This is a genomic window from Streptomyces sp. NPDC005820 (assembly GCF_040630255.1).
Lineage (GTDB): Bacteria > Actinomycetota > Actinomycetes > Streptomycetales > Streptomycetaceae > Streptomyces.
Map to the genome: position 1 here is coordinate 1 of NZ_JBEXXE010000017.1, position 21614 is coordinate 21614.

Annotated in this window: 18 protein-coding genes and 1 riboswitch; of the genes, 14 read left to right on the forward strand and 4 right to left on the reverse strand. The window is 72.6% G+C overall.

Going from position 1 to position 21614, the window contains the following annotated elements:
• The 5 genes from ABZ464_RS21600 to ABZ464_RS21620 form a co-directional block, all read left to right on the forward strand.
• On the forward strand, positions 1-633 hold a 633-nt coding region (locus ABZ464_RS21600), incomplete at its 5' end, for a flavodoxin-dependent (E)-4-hydroxy-3-methylbut-2-enyl-diphosphate synthase (RefSeq protein WP_359279238.1).
• Between the two features lie 37 nt (positions 634-670).
• Positions 671-2572, forward strand: coding sequence for a 1-deoxy-D-xylulose-5-phosphate synthase (gene dxs, locus ABZ464_RS21605; protein ID WP_359279239.1), 1902 nt, complete (start codon positions 671-673; stop codon positions 2570-2572).
• Positions 2569-3954, forward strand: a complete 1386-nt coding sequence (locus ABZ464_RS21610) for an aspartate aminotransferase family protein (RefSeq protein ID WP_359279240.1) — start codon at positions 2569-2571, stop codon at positions 3952-3954. Before dxs ends, ABZ464_RS21610 begins: the two co-directional genes overlap by 4 nt.
• Positions 3955-4027: 73 nt before the next feature.
• On the forward strand, positions 4028-4642 hold the full coding sequence (locus ABZ464_RS21615; RefSeq protein WP_359279241.1) for an XRE family transcriptional regulator: 615 nt from the start codon (positions 4028-4030) through the stop codon (positions 4640-4642).
• Positions 4639-4761, forward strand: a complete 123-nt coding sequence (locus tag ABZ464_RS21620; RefSeq protein WP_358983733.1) for a DUF6126 family protein — start codon at positions 4639-4641, stop codon at positions 4759-4761. Before ABZ464_RS21615 ends, ABZ464_RS21620 begins: the two co-directional genes overlap by 4 nt.
• 21 nt (positions 4762-4782) lie before the next feature.
• On the opposite strand, the gene ABZ464_RS21625 is transcribed toward ABZ464_RS21620, so the two are convergent.
• A complete protein-coding gene (locus ABZ464_RS21625) occupies positions 4783-5580 on the reverse strand; it encodes a tyrosine-protein phosphatase (RefSeq protein ID WP_359279242.1) in 798 nt (265 codons plus the stop codon).
• Positions 5581-5800: 220 nt separating this feature from the next.
• Here ABZ464_RS21625 and ABZ464_RS21630 point away from each other — a divergent pair, with 220 nt between their 5' ends.
• From ABZ464_RS21630 to ABZ464_RS21645, 4 genes are all read left to right on the forward strand, one after another.
• Positions 5801-7906: an alpha-galactosidase gene (locus tag ABZ464_RS21630; RefSeq protein WP_359279243.1), complete on the forward strand. Its 2106-nt coding sequence runs from the start codon at positions 5801-5803 to the stop codon at positions 7904-7906.
• A gap of 304 nt (positions 7907-8210) precedes the next feature.
• Positions 8211-8369: riboswitch (cyclic di-AMP (ydaO/yuaA leader) on the forward strand.
• A 4-nt stretch (positions 8370-8373) separates the two neighbouring features.
• Complete coding sequence (locus ABZ464_RS21635) at positions 8374-9354, forward strand: LysM peptidoglycan-binding domain-containing M23 family metallopeptidase (RefSeq protein ID WP_359279244.1); 981 nt, start codon at positions 8374-8376, stop codon at positions 9352-9354.
• Positions 9355-9540: 186 nt separating this feature from the next.
• Entirely contained in the window at positions 9541-10245 is a 705-nt protein-coding gene (locus ABZ464_RS21640) for a DUF6250 domain-containing protein (RefSeq protein ID WP_359279245.1), read from the forward strand.
• A 126-nt stretch (positions 10246-10371) separates the two neighbouring features.
• On the forward strand, positions 10372-11157 hold the full coding sequence (locus ABZ464_RS21645; protein ID WP_359279411.1) for an SGNH/GDSL hydrolase family protein: 786 nt from the start codon (positions 10372-10374) through the stop codon (positions 11155-11157).
• Positions 11158-11203: 46 nt separating this feature from the next.
• Here ABZ464_RS21645 and ABZ464_RS21650 read toward each other — a convergent pair whose 3' ends face one another.
• Together ABZ464_RS21650 and ABZ464_RS21655 are read right to left on the reverse strand one after the other, a co-directional pair.
• Entirely contained in the window at positions 11204-11836 is a 633-nt protein-coding gene (locus tag ABZ464_RS21650) for a TetR/AcrR family transcriptional regulator (protein ID WP_359279246.1), read from the reverse strand.
• Positions 11837-11905: 69 nt separating this feature from the next.
• Positions 11906-13087: a Glu/Leu/Phe/Val dehydrogenase dimerization domain-containing protein gene (locus ABZ464_RS21655; protein WP_359279247.1), complete on the reverse strand. Its 1182-nt coding sequence runs from the start codon at positions 13085-13087 to the stop codon at positions 11906-11908.
• A 136-nt stretch (positions 13088-13223) separates the two neighbouring features.
• Here ABZ464_RS21655 and ABZ464_RS21660 point away from each other — a divergent pair, with 136 nt between their 5' ends.
• The 4 genes from ABZ464_RS21660 (at position 13224) to ABZ464_RS21675 (ending at position 17153) form a co-directional block, all read left to right on the forward strand.
• On the forward strand, positions 13224-14423 hold the full coding sequence (locus ABZ464_RS21660; RefSeq protein WP_359279248.1) for an MBL fold metallo-hydrolase: 1200 nt from the start codon (positions 13224-13226) through the stop codon (positions 14421-14423).
• Positions 14424-14583: 160 nt separating this feature from the next.
• Positions 14584-15285 carry a hypothetical protein gene (locus tag ABZ464_RS21665; RefSeq protein WP_359279249.1) on the forward strand — a complete coding sequence of 234 codons (702 nt, stop codon included), beginning with the start codon at positions 14584-14586 and terminating at the stop codon, positions 15283-15285.
• The gene (locus ABZ464_RS21670; RefSeq protein ID WP_359279250.1) at positions 15282-16331 is read left to right on the forward strand and encodes a nucleotidyl transferase AbiEii/AbiGii toxin family protein; all 1050 of its coding nucleotides are present in this window, start codon (positions 15282-15284) and stop codon (positions 16329-16331) included. Before ABZ464_RS21665 ends, ABZ464_RS21670 begins: the two co-directional genes overlap by 4 nt.
• 78 nt (positions 16332-16409) lie before the next feature.
• Positions 16410-17153, forward strand: coding sequence for a hypothetical protein (locus ABZ464_RS21675; protein WP_359279251.1), 744 nt, complete (start codon positions 16410-16412; stop codon positions 17151-17153).
• A gap of 6 nt (positions 17154-17159) precedes the next feature.
• On the opposite strand, the gene ABZ464_RS21680 is transcribed toward ABZ464_RS21675, so the two are convergent.
• Positions 17160-19733, reverse strand: a complete 2574-nt coding sequence (locus tag ABZ464_RS21680; RefSeq protein ID WP_359279252.1) for a CHAT domain-containing protein — start codon at positions 19731-19733, stop codon at positions 17160-17162.
• A 68-nt stretch (positions 19734-19801) separates the two neighbouring features.
• Here ABZ464_RS21680 and ABZ464_RS21685 point away from each other — a divergent pair, with 68 nt between their 5' ends.
• The gene (locus ABZ464_RS21685) at positions 19802-21550 is read left to right on the forward strand and encodes a glycosyltransferase family 4 protein (protein WP_359279253.1); all 1749 of its coding nucleotides are present in this window, start codon (positions 19802-19804) and stop codon (positions 21548-21550) included.
• Positions 21551-21614 lie beyond the last annotated feature (64 nt).

Here is a 21614-nt window from a genome sequence, read left to right on the forward strand (position 1 = left end):
GCCTCGCTCTTCGAGGAGCACGACTTCCGCGACATCAAGATCTCGGTCAAGCACAACGACCCGGTCGTGATGATCGAGGCGTACCGCCAGCTCGCGGCCCAGTGCGACTACCCCCTCCACCTCGGCGTCACCGAGGCGGGGCCGGCCTTCCAGGGCACCATCAAGTCGGCCGTCGCCTTCGGTGCGCTGCTCTCCGAGGGCATCGGCGACACCATCCGGGTCTCGCTGAGCGCACCGCCCGCCGAGGAGGTCAAGGTCGGCATCCAGATCCTGGAGTCCCTGAACCTCAGGCAGCGGCGGCTGGAGATCGTCTCCTGCCCGTCCTGCGGCCGCGCCCAGGTCGACGTCTACAAGCTGGCCGACGAGGTCACCGCCGGTCTGGAGGGCATGGAGGTCCCGTTGCGGGTCGCCGTCATGGGCTGTGTGGTCAACGGCCCCGGCGAGGCGCGGGAGGCCGACCTCGGGGTCGCCTCCGGCAACGGCAAGGGCCAGATCTTCGTCAAGGGCGAGGTCATCAAGACCGTCCCCGAGTCGAAGATCGTGGAGACCCTCATCGAAGAGGCGATGAAGATCGCCGAGCGGATGGAGCGGGACGGCGTCGCGGCAGGGGAGCCGGCCGTCACCGTGAGCTGAACAGCACGGAACCGCACGGACCGAAGGGGGCCCGATCGTGACGATCCTGGAGAACATCCGGCAACCACGCGACCTGAGGGCGCTGTCCGAGCCGGAGCTCGGTGAACTGTCCGAAGAGATCAGGGACTTCCTGGTGCACGCGGTCGCCAGGACCGGCGGGCACCTCGGGCCCAACCTGGGGGTGGTGGAACTCACCGTCGCGCTGCACCGCGTCTTCGAGTCGCCGGGCGACCGCATCCTGTGGGACACCGGCCACCAGAGCTACGTACACAAGCTGCTGACGGGACGGCAGGACTTCTCCAAGCTGAGAGGGAAGGGCGGCCTGTCCGGCTACCCGTCCCGTGAGGAGTCCGAGCACGACGTCATCGAGAACAGCCATGCCTCCACCGCGCTCGGCTGGGCCGACGGCCTGGCCAAGGCCCGTCAGGTGCTGGGCGAGAAGGGCCATGTGGTCGCGGTCATCGGCGACGGCGCGCTGACCGGCGGCATGGCCTGGGAGGCGCTGAACAACATCGCGGCGGCCAAGGACCGGCCGCTGATCATCGTCGTCAACGACAACGAGCGCTCCTACGCCCCGACCATCGGCGGGCTCGCCAACCATCTGGCGACCCTGCGCACCACCGACGGCTACGAGAAGGTCCTGGCCTGGGGAAAGGACGTCCTGCTGCGGACCCCGGTCGTCGGCGCCACCGTCTACGAGTCGCTGCACGGCGCGAAGAAGGGCTTCAAGGACGCCTTCGCCCCGCAGGGCATGTTCGAGGACCTCGGGCTGAAGTACGTCGGGCCGATCGACGGGCACGACATCAAGGCCGTCGAGTCCGCGCTCCGGCGCGCCAAGCGGTTCCACGGGCCGGTGCTGGTGCACTGCCTGACCGAGAAGGGGCGCGGCTACGAGCCGGCGGTCGCGCACGAGGAGGACCACTTCCACACCGTCGGCGCGATGGACCCCCTCACCTGCGCCCCGCTCACGCCCTCCGGCGGCCCGTCCTGGACGTCGGTGTTCGGCGACGAGATCGTCCGCATCGGGGAGGAGCGCGACGACGTCGTGGCGATCACGGCGGCCATGCTGCACCCGGTGGGGCTCGGCGCCTTCGCCGAGCGGTTCCCGGACCGGGTGTGGGACGTCGGCATCGCCGAGCAGCACGCCGCCGTCAGCGCGGCCGGCCTCGCCACCGGCGGGCTGCACCCGGTCGTCGCCGTCTACGCCACCTTCCTCAACCGGGCCTTCGACCAGCTGCTGATGGACGTGGCGCTGCACCGCTGCGGGGTGACGTTCGTGCTGGACCGGGCGGGGGTCACCGGGGTCGACGGAGCCTCCCACAACGGCATGTGGGACCTGTCGGTGCTCCAGGTCGTGCCGGGGCTCAGGATCGCCGCCCCGCGCGACGCCGAGCAGCTGCGCGCCCAGCTGCGGGAGGCGGTCGCGGTGGACGACGCGCCGACCCTGGTCCGCTTCCCCAAGGAGTCGGTCGGGCCCGAGATCCCGGCGCTCGACCGGGTGGGCGGCATGGACGTGCTGCACCGGGCGCCGGAGGCCGAGGTGCTGCTCGTCGCCGTGGGCGTCATGGCGCCGGTGTGTCTGCAGGCCGCCGAGCTGCTCGAAGCGCGCGGCATCGGCTGCACGGTCGTGGACCCCCGGTGGGTGAAGCCCGTCGACCCGGCCCTGCCGCCGCTCGCCGCCGGGCACCGGCTGGTGGCGGTCGTGGAGGACAACAGCCGTGCGGCGGGCGTCGGTTCGGCGGTGACCCTGGCCCTCGGGGACGCCGAGGTCGACGTGCCCGTACGGCGGTTCGGCATCCCGGAGCAGTTCCTCGCGCACGCCAAACGCGGTGAGGTGCTCGCCGACATCGGTCTCACGCCGGTCGAGATCGCCGGGCGGATCGGCGCGAGCCTGGCGCTCAAGGAGGCCGACGGGCCAGTGAAGGAGAAACACGCATGACCAAGGAGTTCGACCTCGGCGCCCTCCTGGCCGAGCGCGGAGCCGAGCGCTACGAGCTGCACACGAAGTACCTCAACCACCAGCTCCCGCGCATGCTGCACACCATCGGCTTCGACCTGGTCTACGAGCGGGCCGAGGGCGCCCACTTCTGGGACGCCGACGGCAACGACTATCTCGACATGCTCGCCGGATTCGGGGTGATGGGCCTGGGCCGCCACCACCCCGTCGTCCGCAAGGCGCTGCACGACGTCCTCGACGCCTCCCTCGCCGACCTCACCCGCTTCGACTGCCAGCCGCTGCCGGGCCTGCTCGCCGAACGGCTGCTCGCCCACAGCCCCCACCTGGACCGGGTGTTCTTCGGCAACAGCGGCACCGAGGCGGTCGAGACCGCGCTGAAGTTCGCCCGCCGGGCCACCGGGAAGCCCAGGATCCTCTACTGCGACCACGCCTTCCACGGCCTGACCACCGGCTCGCTGTCGGTCAACGGCGAGGACGGCTTCCGCGAGGGCTTCGCCCCGCTGCTGCCCGACACGGCCGTACCGCTCGGCGATCTCGACGCGCTCGCGCGGGAGCTGAAGAAGGACGACGTCGCCGCCCTGATCGTCGAGCCGATCCAGGGCAAGGGCGTCCACGAGGCCCCGCCCGGCCATCTGCGCGCCGCCCAGGAGCTGCTCCACCGGCACAAGGCGCTGCTCATCGCCGACGAGGTGCAGACGGGTCTCGGCCGGACCGGCGACTTCTACGCCTACCAGCACGAGGACGGCGTCGAACCGGACCTGGTGTGCGTGGCCAAGGCGCTCTCCGGCGGCTATGTGCCGGTCGGCGCGACCCTCGGCAAGGACTGGATCTTCAAGAAGGTCTACTCGTCGATCGACCGCGTCCTGGTCCATTCGGCGAGCTTCGGCTCCAACGCCCAGGCGATGGCGGCGGGCCTCGCGACCCTGTCCGTGATGGAGAACGAACAGATCGTCGCCCACGCCCGCGTCATGGGCGAGCGGCTGAAGTCCAAGCTGGCGGCGCTGACCGACACCTACGAGCTGCTCGCCGACGTCCGCGGCCGGGGCCTGATGATCGGCATCGAGTTCGGCCGGCCGAGGTCGCTCAAGCTGCGCAGCCGGTGGACCATGCTCCAGACCGCCCGCAAGGGGCTCTTCGCCCAGATGGTCGTCGTCCCGCTGCTCCAGCGGCACCGGATCCTCACCCAGGTCTCCGGCGACCACCTGGAGGTGATCAAGCTGATCCCGCCGCTGGTCGTCGACGAGCGGGACGTGGACCGGTTCGTCGACGCCTTCACCGAGGTGATGGACGACGCACACGGCGGGGGCGGGCTGATGTGGGACTTCGGCAAGACCCTGATCAAGCAGGCGGTGGCCAACCGCTGACCGTCCCCCGGCCCCGTTTTGCCTCTGAGGCAAGAAATTTGCCCCAGAGGCAAGGCTCCGGCTGAATGGACGTATGAGTTCGCCCGACTCCCCGTCCACCGCGGACGACCTGCCGGTCGTCGCCCCGCAGCTGCGGTCCCTGCGCCGCAGGGCGGCCCTCACCCTGGAGGCCGCCGCCCGCGCGGCCGGGCTCTCGCCCGCCCATCTCTCCCGGCTGGAGACCGGGCAGCGCCAGCCCTCGCTGCCGATGCTGCTCGCGCTCGCCCGGGTCTACGGTACGACGGTCTCGGAGCTGCTCGGCGAGACGGTCGCCGACCGGGACGCCGTGGTCCGCGCCGCCGAGATGGAACCCACCCGTGCGGGCGGCTGGACGTACTGGCAGGCCGGTGCGTCCGGGCGCGGGATGCAGGCCCTGCGCGTGCACGTCCCGCACGGCTCCCAGGGCGACATCGTGCGCGTGCACCCGGGGGAGGAGTGGCTGCACGTCCTGACGGGCCGGCTGCGGCTGCGCCTCGGGGACACCGCGCATCTGCTCGGCCCCGGGGACAGCGCGCACTTCGACTCGCTGACCCCGCACCGCCTCGCCGCTCAGGACCCCGACGGGGTCGATCTGCTGTTCGTCCACACCCTGTTGCAGAGTCCCACGGCCGCGCTGTGCCTGGGCCCCACCCCTGGAGAGACGTCATGACCGACATGGAGGAACGGTTCCCGCGCAGCCTCTGGATCCGGCTGATCATCTACATCGCGGTGGGGCACGTCCTCGCGGCGTTCATCTGGTTCCTGTTCGAGGCGGGAGCCAACCAGTAGGAACTCCGGGCGCGGGCGGCCTCAGTCGAGCAGCCGCTCGAGCAGCCGCTCCCGGGTCGCGGGAGCCAGCTTCAGGCCCTTCTCCAGATAGGGGTCGACCCCGCCCCAGGTCTCGTCGATGGTCTCCAGCGCCGCCGCGAGGTACTCCTCACGGGCGTCGAAGAGGGGGCTGAGCAGCTCCATCACCTCGGGGGTGTACGCGGTCGCCGCCGAGCCGCCCCGCCGCACCTTGTAGCGGCGGTGCTTGGCGTTGGACTCCAGGTAGTCCGCGAGGATCGCCTCGCGCTCCACGCCGAGGGCGAGCAGCGTCACCGCGACGGACAGACCGGCGCGGTCCTTGCCGGCCGCGCAGTGCATCAGCGCCGGGACGCTGTCCTCGGCGAGCGAGTGCAGCACGCGCGAGTGCTCGGCCGTACGCCCCTTGATGATCGTGCGGTACGAGGCGATCATCCGGCCGGCGGCCTTGCCCTCGCCGAGGAGGACGCGCAACTGCTCGATGTCGCCGTCGCGGACCATCTTCCAGAACTCCGCGCCGTCCGCTGGGTCGGAGAGCGGCAGGTTCACATTGCGCACCCCGGGCAGGTCGACGTCCGGGCCCTCCAGCTTCTGGTCCGCCGCGTTGCGGAAGTCGAAGACCGTGTGCAGGCCGAGGGAGGACAGGAACGCGGCGTCCGCGTCGGTCGCGTGCGCGAGATGGCCGCTGCGGAACAGCACGCCGTGCCGCAGCCGCCGTCCGTCGGCGGTCGGCAGACCGCCCACGTCACGGAAGTTGCGGACACCTGCCAGCTCGGGCTCGGTCGACGGGATCTGCTGCGTCACGGGGGCTCCCTCCCGGTCGGGCTCCGTCGGTGCGGCTCGGGTGACCGACGGGACCGATTCGACCATACGACATGGATTCCCCGGGCAACGGGTTGTCCACAGGCGGACGAATCCTTCATCTCCCCAGGTGAGCGGTTTGTCCACAGGCGTTGCCGGGCAGGGCGCGCGCAGCTGATGATGTTGGGGCTTGATCGCACCTGTTCGAATCAGTGGGGGTTTGATGCCCGAGACCGTGAAGCCCGAGATCGCCGCGGGCGGCCGTACCTGGCTCCTTTCGGGGCCTGCGAGCAGCTATGCCCTCCATCTCACCGAGGCCGACGAACTGGTGCATCTGCACTGGGGCCCGAGGATCGAGCTCGCCGACGCCGAGGCCCTGGCGGCCGTTCCCTTCCAGGGCCGCGCGTCCTTCGAGGCCGCGCTGGACGGGCGTGAGGAGTACCCGGTGGAGGGCGGCCCCCGCTTCGTCCGCCCCGCCCTGTCCGTGCGCACCGGCACCGGGCGCCGCGGCACCGAGTGGACCTTCGAGTCGTACGAGATCCAGGACGCCGACGACCCGGGCGCCGAGCTGCTGCTGAACTTCCGGGACGGCGCCCTGGTGATCACCCTGCACTACCGGATGCGCGGCGACGTCGTGGAGCGCCGGACGACCCTGCTCAACGAGGGCGAGGAGCCGCTGGAGCTGCTGCGCGCCGACTCCGCGACCTGGACCCTGCCCGAGCGCGACGACTGGCGGCTGTCGCATCTGCACGGCCGCTGGGCGGCCGAGTCCCGGCTGGTCCGGGCCCCGCTGACCTACGGCGAGAAGATCATCGGCAGCCGGCGCGGCCACACCGGCCACCAGTACCTGCCCTGGGTCGCCCTCGACACCGACGCGACGGAGGAGCGCGGCGAGGTCTACGGCTGCGCCCTCGGCTGGTCCGGCTCCTGGCGCATCGCCGTCGCCCAACTCCCCGACGCGCGCGTGCAGATCACCGGCGGCGCGGGACACGACGACTCCGGCCTGCTGCGGCTGGCGGCGGGGGAGTCCCTCACCACGCCCCTGTTCGCCGGTCTGTGGAGCGACGCGGGCTTCGGCGGGGCCAGCCGGGCCTGGCACGCGTACCAGCGCGCCCATGTGATCCCGGACGCCGAGCGGGACCGGCCGGTGCTGTTCAACTCCTGGGAGGCCACCTTCTTCGACATCTCCGAGGAGCAGCAGGCCACCCTCGCCCGGCGGGCCGCGGCGATCGGCGTCGAGCTGTTCGTCGTGGACGACGGCTGGTTCGGCGCCCGCACCGGCGACCACGCCGGCCTCGGCGACTGGTGGCCCAACCCGGACCGCTTCCCGAACGGCCTGAAGACCCTCGCCGACTACGTGCACGCGCTCGACATGCAGTTCGGCATCTGGGTCGAGCCCGAGATGGTCAACCCGGACAGCGATCTGTACCGGGCACACCCCGACTGGGTCCAGTTCCAACCAGGACGAAAGCGGACGGAGTTCCGCAATCAGCTCATGTTGAACCTGGCGCGCGAGGACGTCCAGGAGTACCTCTGGGAGCGGCTCGACGGCCTGCTGTCCAGCGCCCCCATCGACTACGTCAAGTGGGACTTCAACCGCTGCTTCACCGACGCCGGCTGGCCCGACGACCCCTACCCGCAGCGCCTGTGGGTGGACCACGTCCGCGCCCTGTACCGGCTCCTGGACCGGCTGCGGGCGGCCCACCCGGGCGTGGCCTTCGAGTCCTGCTCGGGCGGCGGCGGACGGATCGACCTCGGCATCCTCGCCCGCACCGACCAGGTGTGGACCTCCGACAACACCGACCCGCTCGACCGGCTCGACATCCAGCACGGCTTCAGCCAGATCCACCCCGCGCGGGTGATGGCCGCCTGGGTCACCGACAGCCCCAACACCCAGCTCAACGGCCGGGTCAGCTCGCTGCGGTTCCGGTTCGTCAGCGCCATGGCCGGGGTGCTCGGCGTCGGCGGGGACCTCTCCGAGTGGACCGAGGAGGAGCTCGCCGAGGCCCGTCGCTGGGTCGACCTCTACAAGGAGATCCGGCCCCTCGTCCAGCGCGGCGACCAGTACCGGCTGCGTCCCCCGGCGGGTGGACTGAGTGCCGTCCAGTACGTCCGCGGCGACGAGACCGTCGTCCTCGCCTGGCTCCAGGCCCAGCGCTACGGGGAGCCGGTCCCGGCGCTGCGCCTGCGCGGCCTCGACCCGACAGCGTCGTACGAATGCCGCGAAACGGGCGAAGTCCACCGAGGTGCGGTGCTGTTGCACCACGGGCTGCGGACCGGGCTGCGCGGTGACCTCGATGCGACGGTTATCCGCCTGCGTCGCATCTGAGGGTTCTGTCCGAATTGAATCCTTCGTTCCAACTCGCTCTGGAATAAGGGATCCTGGAGGGGTATTACGTGAGCAGGGTCATATCCGTGACCCTGCGTCGCCCGTCATGTTCACGTAATCAAAGCGCTTTTCAAGGGCGTTAGCCGAATTTCCCCGTGCTGGTTGCACGGAGCGTCACCGGGAATTCGCACAGCGGATCAAGAGAAAGGCGTGAACAGGGCAACCACTGCTTGTTCCTGTGCGTCTTGGTCGCTTACGTTCCAGACCAATCCGGACGGACGCCGAATCCTGCCGCCGCCCGGAATCCGCACACTCACCCGTGCACGGCAGGAGCGGGGGACCCACAGGCAGAACCGCCTGCTCCGGTCTCCGGAACAGGCTTGGGGTAAAGCCGCGACCCGTCGCGGCCGGGCATCTCCAGTCCGCACCCGACAGCTCACCTCGCAGGCGCCGGAGAGGAATTCGCCATGCCCGCGAAGGGTAAGCACCGCCGCCCGAAGACCCAGCGCTTCACCCGTTCCATCGCCGTCGCCGGAACCGGCGGGGTCGCACTCGCCCTCCCGCTCATGGGGGCCGCCGGCGCCCATGCGGCCACCCCGCAGTCCGTTTCCCGGCCGGCCGCCCAGGCCGTTTCGGGATCGGTCGCGGAAAACGCCGTACAGGCCGCTCCGGTGTCGCGGAAGTCCGCCGCATCGAGCGCGAAGACCTACACCGTGCGGGCGGGCGACTACCTCGCCAAGATCGCCGACGAGCAGCATGTGGCCGGCGGCTGGCAGAAGCTGTACGCGGACAACCGCGAGGCCGTCGGCAGCAACCCCTCGCTGATCCACCCGGGTCTCAAGCTGTCCCTCGGCAAGAAGGCCGCGAGCGTCGAGTCGTCGTCCGGTTCATCCGGTTCTTCTTCGTCTTCTTCTTCCTCGTCGAAGTCGTCGGCCTCGTCCTCGTCGGCGAAGTCCTCCGACTCGAAGGGCTCCTCGTCGTCCTCGTCCTCCTCGAACGAGGCCACCCAGGCAGCCGAGAGCGCCACCAGCACCGCCGGCGGCTACACCCTCCCGGTGTCCGGCGCGACCGTCGGCACCGGCTACAAGGTGGCCGGCAGCATGTGGTCCAGCGGCTACCACACGGGCGTCGACTTCGTCGTCCCGACCGGTACCTCCCTCAAGGCCATAGCCGCGGGCACGGTCGTCTCCGCCGGCTGGGGCGGCGCGTACGGCAACCAGGTCGTCATCAAGCTCAACGACGGCTACTACGCCCAGTACGCCCACCTGTCGCAGCTCTCGGTCTCGGCCGGCCAGACCGTGACCGCGGGCCAGCAGATCGGCCTCTCCGGCGCCACCGGCAATGTGACGGGCCCGCACCTGCACTTCGAGATCCGCACCACGCCGAACTACGGCTCCGACGTGGACCCGGTCGCCTACCTCCGCTCCCACGGCCTCGCCGTCGGCTGACCCCCTCCGACGCGGCGGCCGCCGAGCGCGCCCGACATGCCTGACACGCACGGCGAAGGCCGGACCCGAACCACGGGTCCGGCCTTCGCCGTGCGTGTTGATGCCTTTTCGCCCCATCGACAGCGGGGGCGGGGTGGGGACACAGTGATCCCCATGGAGAGAAAGCGCTTTCTGGGGAGAGTCGGCATGACGACCACGCGTAGAGCGTTCGGAGCACTTGCCACCGGAGCCGCACTGGCGGCCCTGGCGCCGGGGACCGCGGTGGCGGCTCCGTCCCGCCGCCGGCTGATCGCCCGCGACGACTTCCGCCACGGACTCGGGCAGTGGGCCGTGGAACTGGAGCGGGGCGGGACCGTCACGGCCTCGTGCGGGGTCCTGGAGGTCGATGTGCCCGCCGGGGCGACCCTCTGGTTCAAGCGGCCGCTCGACGGGCCGTACGTCCTCGAATACATCGCCACACCCGTCTCCGCGGGCGGTGTCAACGACCGTGTCTCCGACCTCAACAACTTCTGGAACGCCGTCGACGTCCGCTCCCCGGACGACCTCTTCGCCACCCCGCGCGGCGGCGCCCTCGCCGAGTACGACTACCTGAAGACGTACTACGTCGGCTACGGCGCCAACACCAACACCACCACCCGGCTGCGCCGTTACGTCGGCGAGGCGGGCGTACGGCCGCTCGTGTACGACTACACCGAGCCGCTGCTCGTGGCGAACGAGCCGCACCACGTCCGGATCGTGTCCGACGGCTCCACCGTGCGCTGGTGGAACAACGGGCGACTCGTCTTCGACTACACGGACCCGGAGCCGTACGTCCGGGGGCACTTCGCCTTCCGTACCACCTGGAGCCATTTCCGCATCGGCGGCTTCCGGGTGTGGTCCCTTATTCCCTGATTGGCAAATTCTTTAGGAGTGGCTTATCTCACCGCCCGTCAACCCCTTCCTACGGTCGCGTAGGTCACATTCGAAGGGGAATCATGAACCGCTGTGGCAGACGATTCGAAGAGTGACAGCAGATCAGTGATCGGGTCGTACGTGTCGGTGGGGGACAGCTTCACCGAGGGCGTCGGCGACCCCGGCCCCGACGGGGCGTTCGTCGGCTGGGCCGACCGGTTCGCGGTACTCCTCGCGGACCGGCGCCCCGAGGGCGACTTCGAGTACACCAACCTGGCGGTGCGCGGGAAACTGCTCGACCAGATCATGGAGGACCAGCTGCCGCGGGCCGTCGAGCTCGCGCCGGACCTGGTCTCCTTCTGTGCGGGCGGCAACGACATCATCCGTCCCGGCACCGATCCCGACGAGGTCGCCGAGCGCTTCGAGCGCGCGATCGCCTCGCTGACCGCCGTCGCCGGGACGGTCCTGGTGACCACCGGCTTCGACACCCGGGGCGTGCCCGTGCTCAAGCATCTGCGCGGGAAGATCGCCACCTACAACGGACATGTGCGGGCCGTCGCCGACCGGTACGGGTGCCCCGTGCTCGACCTGTGGTCCCTCAAGTCCGTGCAGGACCGGCGGGCCTGGGACGGCGACCGGCTGCATCTGTCTCCCGAGGGGCACACGCGCGTGGCGCTGCGGGCCGGGCAGGCGCTCGGACTTCAGGTGCCGGCCGACCCCGAGCAGGCGTGGCCGCCGCTGCCGCCGAGGGGGACGCTGGAGGTGCGGCGCGACGACGTGCACTGGGCGCGGGAGTACCTCGTGCCGTGGATCGGGCGGCGGCTGAGGGGGGAGTCGTCCGGGGACCATGTGACGGCGAAGGGCGCGTTGTCGCCGGAGGACATCCGGATGCGGATCGCCTCGGTGGCGTGAGGCGGGGGTGGGGGCGCGGGGGCCGGGAGCGGCGGGGCCGGGTCCCTCACGGGGCCTCGTCCCCGGACGCCGGCCGGACCGGCTCGACCGGGGTGCCCAGCTCCCTGGCCAGCGCGTCCTCCACCCACTCCTGCGCCTTCACCCGTGACACCGTGCCGCCGTACGACGTCAGCTGTACGGCCAGGCCGTCCAGGAGGGCCGTCAGACGCAGGGCCGTGGCGGCGGGGTCGGGGCAGGTGAACTCGCCCGCCGTCACGCCCTCGGCGATCACCTCGGCCAGCGCGGCCTTCCACGCGCGGTCGAGGTCACGGGAGACCTCCCGCAGCGCGGGCTCGCGCAGGGACACCGCCCAGCCCTCGATCCACAGCCGCCAGCCCTTGGCCTGGCCGGTGGGCGCGTACCAGCGCACGGCCGACCGCAGCCGGCGCAGCGCGCTCGTACGACGGCCGAGCAGCTTGCGCAGATGCGTCAGGTCGTCCTCGGCGGCGTACGCGAAGGCGGCGGCGACCAGCTTCTCCTTGGTCGAGAAGTGATAGAGGACCAGCGCGTTGCTCACGCCGAGCGCCGCGGCCACGTCGGCGATCCTGACGGCCGCCACGCCCCGCGCCTCGATCTGCTCGATGGCGGCCCGCAGCAGCTCCTCACGCCGCTCGGCCACGCTCAACCGGACCCTCGCCACGGCGTCACCCTACACAGGGGCCCGGTGCGGCACCGGTCCGCAGAGCCCGCTCGACCTGCGCCGACTTCCTCAGCGGTGGCTGCCGAACCGTTCCGCGATCACCTGCAGCCGCTCCGCCGCGACCGCGTGCGCGGCGGCCCGCGGCGTCGTCCCGTCCGCCTCGGCGCGGGCCAGGACCAGCTCCACCAAGGCGCGCATCGAACGGCGGGTGTACCCGAACGCCTCGTCCGCGTCCGCGCCGACGTCCCCGAACAGCGTCCACCACCACCAGGCGTTCGTCCCGGAGTTGACCACCACGTCCGGCAGTACCGTCACCCCGCGCGCGTGCAGCGACGCCTCCGCCTCCGGCAGCACCGGCATGTTGGCCGCCTCGGCGATCCAGCGGGCCGTGATCCGCCCCTGCTCCGCGGCGCCGATCGCGTACGACACCGCCGCCGGCACCAGCACCTCCGCCTCGGCCGACAGCCAGGCGTCGCCCGGCAGTTCGCGGTCGCCGGACCGCAGCGCCGCACGGTCCACCGTGCCGTGGGCGTCCCGCGCCGCGAGCAGCGCCTCCACGTCCAGCCCGTCCGGGTTGGCGATCGTGCCCTTGACGTCGGCGACGGCCACGACCGTCAGCCCCGCGCGCGTGAGGAACCGCGCCGTGGCGCCGCCCATGGTGCCGAGCCCCTGGAGCGCGACGCGTGTCCCCGTGTACGGCGCCCCGGCCCGGTCCAGGGCGGTCAGCACCGACTCGGCGACCCCGCAGCCGCCGACCAGCTCGTCCAGCCCGATGCCGTCCACCTCGACCGCGAAGGCGTCCGCGAGCCGTGCGCGGGCCGCCGTCTCGTCGTCGAGCAGCGGATACACGGCCTGCACGGACGAGACCAGCCCCACCTCGGCGGCCGCCCGGTCCACCAGGTCCTGACTCAGCCCCAGGTCCTCGCCGGTGGTCCAGCAGCTCTCCACGTACGGCCGTACCGCCCGCAGATAGCGGACCAGCAGGCCGTACGCCTCCGGGTCCCGGGGATCGCAGTCGATGCCGCCCTTGGCGCCGCCCAGGGGGACGTACCGCGCCGCGGGGTCGTAGTGCAGCGCCTCCTTGAGGCTCATTCCGCGCGCGAGGCCCGTCACCTCCTCCAGGGTGCAGCCCTCCCGCATCCGCAGACCGCCGCTGCACACCCCGCGCACCAGCCGGTCGACCACCAGATGGCCGCGGCGGCCGGTGACGTCGTCCGTCCAGGTGAGGGACAACAGGGGGGCGGCGGGCATGGGGACTCCTCGGACGGATCAGGACGACCGCTACTGAACAGTGGGTCAGTATCGGGAGGCTGGGCACGGGCTGTCAACGCGCTGTCGGAGGTGGCGACCATAATGGAATGCCTCAGCGACTCCACCTGGAGGTACCGTGTCCGGTTTCCGTTTCCTGAGCTCCGGGCTCCGCGCACTGCAGCCCGAGGGCTTCGGCGCGGACCCGAGCGGTGAGCGCATGGCGCGCATCCGCAGATCCCCCCACTTCAAGGACGGCGTCTTCCAGAACCCCGGCGGCCTCACCCGCATCCGTCCCTCGGCTTCGGCGCTGGACTTCGCCAAGGTCTACTTCGACAAGGAGCAGCGGCCCCGCCGCGCCCCCTCCGGCACGGTCCCCGTGCACGCCACGACCCTCGCCGACCTCGCCAAGCCGCCCGTCACGGGCCTCAGGCTGACCTGGATGGGCCATTCCAGCGTCCTCGCGGAGATCGACGGGCAGCGGGTGCTGTTCGACCCCGTCTGGGGCGAGCGCTGCTCCCCGTTCTCCTTCGCCGGACCCAAGCGGCTGCACCCGGTGCCGCTGCCGCTGGCCGCGCTGGGCCCGGTCGACGTCGTCGTCATCTCCCACGACCACTACGACCACCTGGACCTGCCCACGATCAAGGCGCTGGCCGGCACCGACACCCTGTTCGCGGTGCCGCTCGGCGTCGGCGCCCATCTGGAGCACTGGGGCGTCTCCGCGGACCGGCTGCGCGAGCTGGACTGGCACGAGGCGACCAAGGTCGGCGGCCTCACCCTCACCGCCACCCCGGCCCGCCACTTCTGCGGCCGCGGCCTGCGCAACACCCAGCACACCCTGTGGGCCTCCTGGGTGGTCGCCGGCGAGGAGCACCGGATCTACCACAGCGGCGACACCGGCTACTTCGAGGGCTTCCGGGACATCGGCGCCGAGCACGGCCCGTTCGACGCCACGATGATCCAGATCGGCGCGTACTCGGACTTCTGGCCCGACATCCACATGACGCCGGAGGAGGGCGTGCGCGCACACCTCGACCTCCAGGGCGGCGAGCCGGGCGGCGTCCTCCTGCCCATCCACTGGGGCACCTTCAACCTCGCCACGCACGCGTGGGCGGAGCCCGGCCAGTGGACGAAGGACGCGGGCGAGGCGGCCGGCCAGCCCGTCGCGACCCCGCGGCCCGGCGAGCCCTTCGAGCCCGCGGACAAGCTCCCCACGGACGCGTGGTGGACGACCGTCGCCGGCCCGCTCCCCCGACCGTGGCTCACGCCCGAGCCGAGCACGGCGGCCGCCGAGCCCGAGCCCCGCGAGGACGACCTCGACTTCGCGGGAGACCGCTGACGCTGACGACGACGCGGACGGGGAGGGGTGGGCCGCGCGCGGGACGCCGGTGCGGATTGAGGCCGGGCCGGGACGCGTGCGGGAAGCCGGTGTCTTCCCGGTCCGGTCCGTCGTGCCGCTCCGGTGGCGATGTCAGTGCCTGTTGCTAGCGTCGCCCGCCGTGAACGGACAAGACGAGGCCGGCCGCCCGGCACCGGCCTTCGCGGGGGACTTCGAGTCCCATCTGACGATCCGCCCCGGAGCCCGCGGCGCCCCCGACGACGCCCTGCCGCGCTGGGCGCGGCGGCACGGGATGAAGTACACCCGGATCGTGCTGGACCGGGGCGCGAGCCCGGACCAGCCCATGCTCACCGGCCGGGGCCGCGGCACCCTGGCCGCACAGCGCACGGCGGCGCGGGAGTGGACGGACCTGCTGCGCCGGGACGGATTCGACGTGACCAGGCTGAAGATAGAGGCCTCCCCGTGGAACGCCGACGTCCCCCTCACCCGCGTGCAGGCCGCCGCCCTGCCCGGCGAGCACTGCTACTTCGAGCATCACGTCAAACTGGTCCTGACCGACGCCCCGGCCCGCCTGAGGGCCGTACGCGAACTGGCCGAACGCCATGCGGCGCACCTGTCCCGCAACGCCCGCCGTGCCCTGGACGCGGACCACCACGAGCGCTTCGTCACCCAGCGCTGCCGGGGCGTCGGCCGCTTCGAGGCCCGGCGTCGTCTCGACGCCCTGACCGCGGCCCTCACGGACGCGGGCCACCGGATCGTCGAGACCGAGGAGGAGTTCGTCGTGTACGACGACAACCCCGCGCTGGACGCCGGCTGGATCCACGAACCCGCCCCCGCGGCCTCCCTCGGCGGCCCCCGGTGAACCCGCAGGAGCGCGCGGCCCACCGCGCCGCCCTCGACCATGTCCTCACACTCGTCGCGGAGGCCCCCTGGAGCGCGTCCCTCGTGCTGCGCGGCAGCATGACCATGCCCGCCTGGGCCGGGGACACGGCCCGCGAACCCGCCGACCTCGACTGGGTGGTGCTGGAGGACGAGGTGCTCGTCGACCCCCTGCACCCCTATCCGTACGTGGACGGCGTCGACGTCCTTCAGCAGTGGCCGGAGGCCGCGGACGGCGCCGCCCGCTACGAGATGTGGACACCGGAGGAGTTCCACACCGACGGCCGGCGCCCGCTCCTGGCGCCCGAGGGCCTGCACTGGATGCTCGACGAACCGGACAACGCCGAACCGAGCCCTCCCTACCACGACCTGCTGGACCGGGTCCGCGAGTCCCCGCGCGCGGCCCCCGGAGTGCTGCTCGCCCCGGACGGCGCGGACGAGGACGGCACCTGGACCTACGCGGAGTACGACACCCCGGGCGTCCGCCTGGCCATCCCCTGGCGCGCGGACGGGCTGCCGCCGGGCCGGGTGCAGCTGGACTTCTGCCGCGACGAAGTCCTCCCCGAGGCCCCGGTCTGGACGGCGGTCCCCCGGGGCGACGGCACCCTCGTCCCCGTACGGACCGTCAGCCGCGAACTCTCCCTGGCCTGGAAGCTGCTGTGGCTGCACACCGACCACGCGGGGCAGGGCCGGGCACAGGGCAAGGACCTCTACGACGCGGTCCTGCTCGCCGAAGCCCCGGACACCCGGCTCTCGCCACGACTGCTGCGCAAGGTCCTGCGCCGCACCCTGGGCCCGGAAGCCGACGCCTTCGGCCCGCGGGCCATGGCCCACTGGCGGATCGACTGGGCGGCCCTGCGCGAGGAGCACCCGTGGATACGGGGCGGGGCGCAGGATTGGCTCGACCGTCTGACCCGGGCCCTCGCGCCGGTGTTCGACCCCGCGGTCCAGGCCTCGCGAGGCGGACGGCCCCGGCTGTTCACCGGCCTGGAGCGGTCTGGCGGGCGGCGGCCCGGGTTGGGAGAATGAACCGGCCCGCGACCTCCCGGGGTGCCGCGGGCGCTGCCGGGAGGCCGGCACGCGGGGGACCGACGGAGGGGGCCGGCGGTGGGGGACGTCACGCTGAACGTCGGGATCGGACTGGTCACCAGCATGATCAGCGCCGTGCTGGTCTGGCTCTGGCAGCGTGGCCGCAACGCCCGCGCCCTGTACGGCAAGGCCCGCTTCTTCGGCATGAGACCGGGGGAGACCTGCATCGTCGTCATGAACCACAAGTGGGACCGGCCCCGCACGGCCGCCCACCACGACGTGCAGGCCATGGTGGAGGCCGTCGTCCTGGCACGGGAGCTGGGCTGCGAGGTGTCGATGCGGGTCAGCGGCGAATTCCGCGACAGCAACGGGCCCAGCGTCGAGTTCTGCATCGGCGGACCGGAGAACGGATCCAACGTCCGCACGGCGGGGCACCTGGAGCAGTACCTGCCGGGAGTCGACGTCCGGCCCTTCAGCGACAGGGACGACTCCATGGCCTTCGTCGTGGGCGGGGAGACCTTCCCGTGCGAGCGCAGACGGCGCGAGCACGTCCTGGTCGCCAAGTTCCGTCCGGCGTCCGCGACCCGGCCGGTCTTCGTGATCTGCGGCCAGACTGCCGTCACCAACCACGCGGCGATGGTCTATCTGCGGCGCTCCCACCGGGAGCTGTCCCGGCGGCTCGCGAGCATGGAACGCTTCTGCCTGGTGCTGCGGGTCGAGTCGATCTCCACGTACGGCGCCCAGGAGGCGGTCCTCGCCCGGGACGTCTCGGCCACGGCGTTCACGCCCCGGCCCGCCGTGCGACCGGCACCGGACGTCTGAGCCCGCTCAGTCGCCGGCCCCCATCACACACAACCCCGCCCAGTCGTACGGGCCGAGCTCGGGGTGACGGTCGCGCAGGGCGCGGGACGCGAGCCGGACCGCCGACCGGACGGGGGCGCCCTCCGCGACGTACCGCAGGACCTCCGCGCCGATCCGGGCGGCCGCCTGTTCGCCGATCCGGCCGATGCCGGCGACGACCGTCCGGGCGCCCCCGAGCAGCCCGCCCACGGCGAGACTGAGCGGGTCCCGGCCGTAGCGGCTGGCCGCGGTGGCGCTCCAGCAGCCCACGAGCATCAGCAGGCCGGGCAGCGGAAGGACGGCGAGCCCGTCCAGCGTGACCCCGGACGGGCCGAGCACCGAGTCGCCCGGGGCGGCCCCGTGCCCGCTGACGTACAGCAGGGCGGCATCGGGCGCCCCGGCCACGGCGGCCAGGTCCCCGAGCGGGCGGTGCGCGCCGGGCCAGGCGTCCAGCGCGGCCCGCTCACCGGCGTGCCCCGGAAGTCCGCCGTCCAGGAGACTGACGGCCGGTCCCCCCGGACCCGGCGCCCGCCCGGCCCGGTCACGCACCAGACACAGCGTGCGCAGACTCGGCGTCAACGTCACCTCCGCCACGTCGACCAGGGCCGTGTCGTCCCGCAGCAGCGCGGGGTACGGCACGTGCCACAGACGAGGATCGGGGCAGATCACGACCGACCGGGGCCGCTCGGCGGTGCCCTGCCAGACCTCCGGCGACGGCAGGAGCACCTCGCCCAGCGCCCGCCACGCGGCACGGCCCACCCCTCGCGGCGGCAGCGGCTCGCCCGCGGCCAGCCGCCCGATCCACCCGTCGAGCCGCTCGGGCACCGGCCGTACGGTCGTCGTCCAGCGACCGCCCCGTTCCCGTACCGCCGTCGCCGACCACCAGCCCTGCCGGCTGTGGCCCAGCTGCACCAGGACGACCACGTCCCCGAGGCCGTCCAGGGCGTCCGCCGACGGCAGTTCGCCCGGCAGCGGAAGAACCTCGGCCGCCTGCTCGGACCCGCCACCCGCCAGCACCTCGGCCACCGCGGAACCGAGTGCGAACAGATCGTCCAGGAGTTCCTCGTCCGCCGGCGGGGGCAGCAGCGGCAGAGCGGTCAGCGGGCCGGTCCCCTCCCGCGGCCCGTCGGCCAGGATCCGGTTGAGCACGTCCGCCCTGCCCAGCTCCATCACCTGGGCCACGGCCTCGTGTTGCGCCACCGCCGCGTGCATCCGGATCGCCGAGGCGTACACCTCCTCGCGCTCCGCGTGCACACCCCACCGCGCCTGGGGCTCGCTCAGCAGATCGCGCTGGAGTTCCGCGCCGGTCAGGGCACCACGCCCGGCCGCGAACCACACGTCGGCGGGCAGCACGGACTCGTCGGACACCAGCAGCGCGTCATGGAGTGCCTGCCAGGTCCGGGCCAGATCACGGCGGTCGGGCCGGCAGGCCGCCGTGAGGACGGCGCTCAGCTGGGCGGCGGCCTCGCCCTGGTCCCCGCCCGAGGCGAGCAGAGCCCGCGCGAGATGGCGCCGCCAGCGCAGCGCCTCCAGCGTGTCGTCGCCCTCCTGGACCTGGCCGGCCCGGCGCGCCGTGGCCTGCGCGCCCACGAAGTCGCCGACGGTGTACTGGATCTCGGCCCGCTCCAGCAGGATCTGCCCGAGCCGGGACCGCTCACCGGCCGACTCGCACTCCTCGGCGAGCCGGTCCGCCAGCTCCAGCGCCTCCCCGGTCCGGCCCAGCATCGCCAGACAGGCGATCCGCGAGATCCGGGTGATCATGAGGTTGTCGGCGCTGACCCCGGTGAAACGGGCCTCGGCACGCAGATAGGCCGCCAGCCCGGCCTCCGGATCGCCGGTCATGACCTGAAGTCTGGCCTGGCGCACCGCGATCAGACCGTGGGTGAGGTCGTTGACCTCGGGTCCGGACGCCTCGGCCAGCTCGCGCGCCTCGGCCAGGGTGGCGAGCGCCAGGTCCAGCCGCCCCGACAGCCGTTCGGCGAGGCTGCGTTCGAGCAGGGACTGCACCTCGACCAGGACCATCCCGGGACACTGTCGGAACGCGCGGCACACCGCCAGGGCCCGATCGCAGTGGGCGACACCCTGCTGGTACTCGCCGTCCAGGTCCCGCAGCGTGGCCAGCTCCCGCCAGGCGACCGCGTGCGCCCTCGCCGTCGACTCCTCCAGCGGGGACGCCAGTTGGGACCGGTTCCAGAGCTCGGCCACCCCGAAGCCCTCGCGCAGCCGGTGGCGCATGGCGAGCAGACTCGTGATGCTCAGCGTCCGGGCGTCGTCGCCCGCCCGTACGGCACCCGCGCGGGCCGCCAGCAGCAGCCGCAGACTCCGCCGGTGCCGGCCGCCCTTCCACTCGGCGTCGGCGAGATCGGCGTAGAACTCGGCGAGTTCACCCCACCGGCCGAGGGAGTGCAGCCCGGCCGCCGCCCGCGCCGCCCGCTGCATGAGGTCCGGCTCCGGGGGGTGGCCGGCCGCCCCGCGGTCGGAGCCGGGGGCGGGAGGCGGGCGGAACGCGAGGTCCGGTGACAACAGCTGTGCGAGGAACGGGGTTCCCGGTGTCGGCGCCACCCGGCCATGCAACCACGGCCGGCCCGGGCCGCACGGGGAAAGGCGGTGTTCTCTGCCATCATCGGGACATGGCCGGTGGCGAAAGCACGTCCCTGATCGTCCAGTTCGCCGCGGACGTGGACCTCCACGCGCGCGAAGTACTCCTCGACCGCCTGCGGAGCCGCGGGCTGCCCGCGGTACCCGGCCTCGACCTGGGGCACCGCGGACCGACCGCGGACGGGGAAGGCGGGCGCGCCGTCACAGCGGTCGTGATCAACTTCTTCGGCGCACCCGCGGACGCGGGCTCCGAGGACCTCGGCCGGATGTCCCGGGAGGTCGTCCGGTGGCTGGGGGCGGCGCCGCTGGGGCCGGGCGTCTCGGTGCGCGTCGAGGTGAACAACCCCGAGACCGGTGCGGTGGCCGCGATCGACAGCGACACCCCGGCCGAGGCCGCCGCCCTGCTGGGGGCCGCCCTCGGCGTCGAGTGGTCCAGCGCGCCGATGGTGTGGAACGGCGGGGCGTGGCGGGAGGGCGTGGAGCCGGACGGGGCCGGGCCGCGCGCGACCGGGGCCGGTGCGGTGGCGGGTGGTGGTCCGGCGGTGACGCGCGTGCTGGCGGTCGCCGACGAGTGGCTGCCGGCGCGCGGTGGGCTCAGCGCGCTCAACCGGTATCTCTGCATCGCGCTGGCGGTGTCGAAGGCGAGGAGGGTCGAGGTGTACTGCCTGGTGCCCGACCCCTCACCGCGGGAGAGGGAGGACGCCGAGCGGCACGGGGTCCGTCTGATCGCCGCGCCCGTGACCCCGGGCGGGCGGCGCGAGGACGCACTCATGTACCGCCCCGCCCTGCCCGGCGGGGTGACACCCGACGTCGTCATCGGCCACAGCCGGGTCACCGGCCGGTACGCGCGCGTGATGCAGGAGCATTTCCCGGGGGCCGCGCGGATCCACTTCATCCACATGTCCGCCGACGACACCCCCTTCCACAAGCCCGACGACCCCGACACACCGGAAGGCGCCAAGGAGGACCCGGCCGTCGTGTCGGAGAACCGGGTCCGGGAGGAGGAGGACCTGGCGCGCGGCGCGAGCCTGGTGGCCTGCGTCGGGCCGACGCTGTACGAGTGGTTCGACGCCCGGGTGCACGGAAAGCGGGGCCTGGGCAGGGTCGTACGTTTCGACCCCGGGTTCGACGCCCCGGACGGCTCCGTCGCGGAAGCCCGGACCAGACCCCCGCACACACCGAAGATCCTGGTCTTCGGGCGGCTCTCCGACGACGGCATCAAGGGGATCGACCTGGCGGCGCGGGCGGTCGGCGCGGCCATGGCCGGCGAGGCGACGTCGCACCGTGCCGTGGAGATCCTGGCCCGTGGGGCGCGCATCGGGGACGGCAGGAAGCTGAAGAACGATCTGGAGGAGCTGGCCGACTCTCCGAAGGTCAAGGTGACGCCGCGGATCTTCACCGACGACGTGGAGATGGTCCGGGACGACCTGCGCCTGGCCAGCCTGGTCCTGATGCCCTCACGGGTCGAGGGGTTCGGCCTGGCCGGACTGGAAGCCGTCGTGTCGGGCACGCCGGCCGTGATCAGCGGTGCCAGCGGACTGGGGCGGCTGGTGGAGGAACTGCTGACCGACGAGCCCGAGATGATCCACCGGATGGTCGTGCCGGTGCTGGGCCGGCGGTACGACGACCAGGACGTCCAGCGATGGCGGGACGCGATCGTCCGGGTGCTCGGTGAGTTGGACGCCGCGTTCGTCCACGCCGCGAAGGCCCGCGAGATGCTGGCCGCGAAGCGGACCTGGGCCGGCGCGGTCGAGCAGCTGCTCCAGGAACTGGAGCGCTGAGAACGGCCGGGAGAACATCACTCACCGTGACCATTTCTGACGGATGCTGATCGTTCCCTTACTT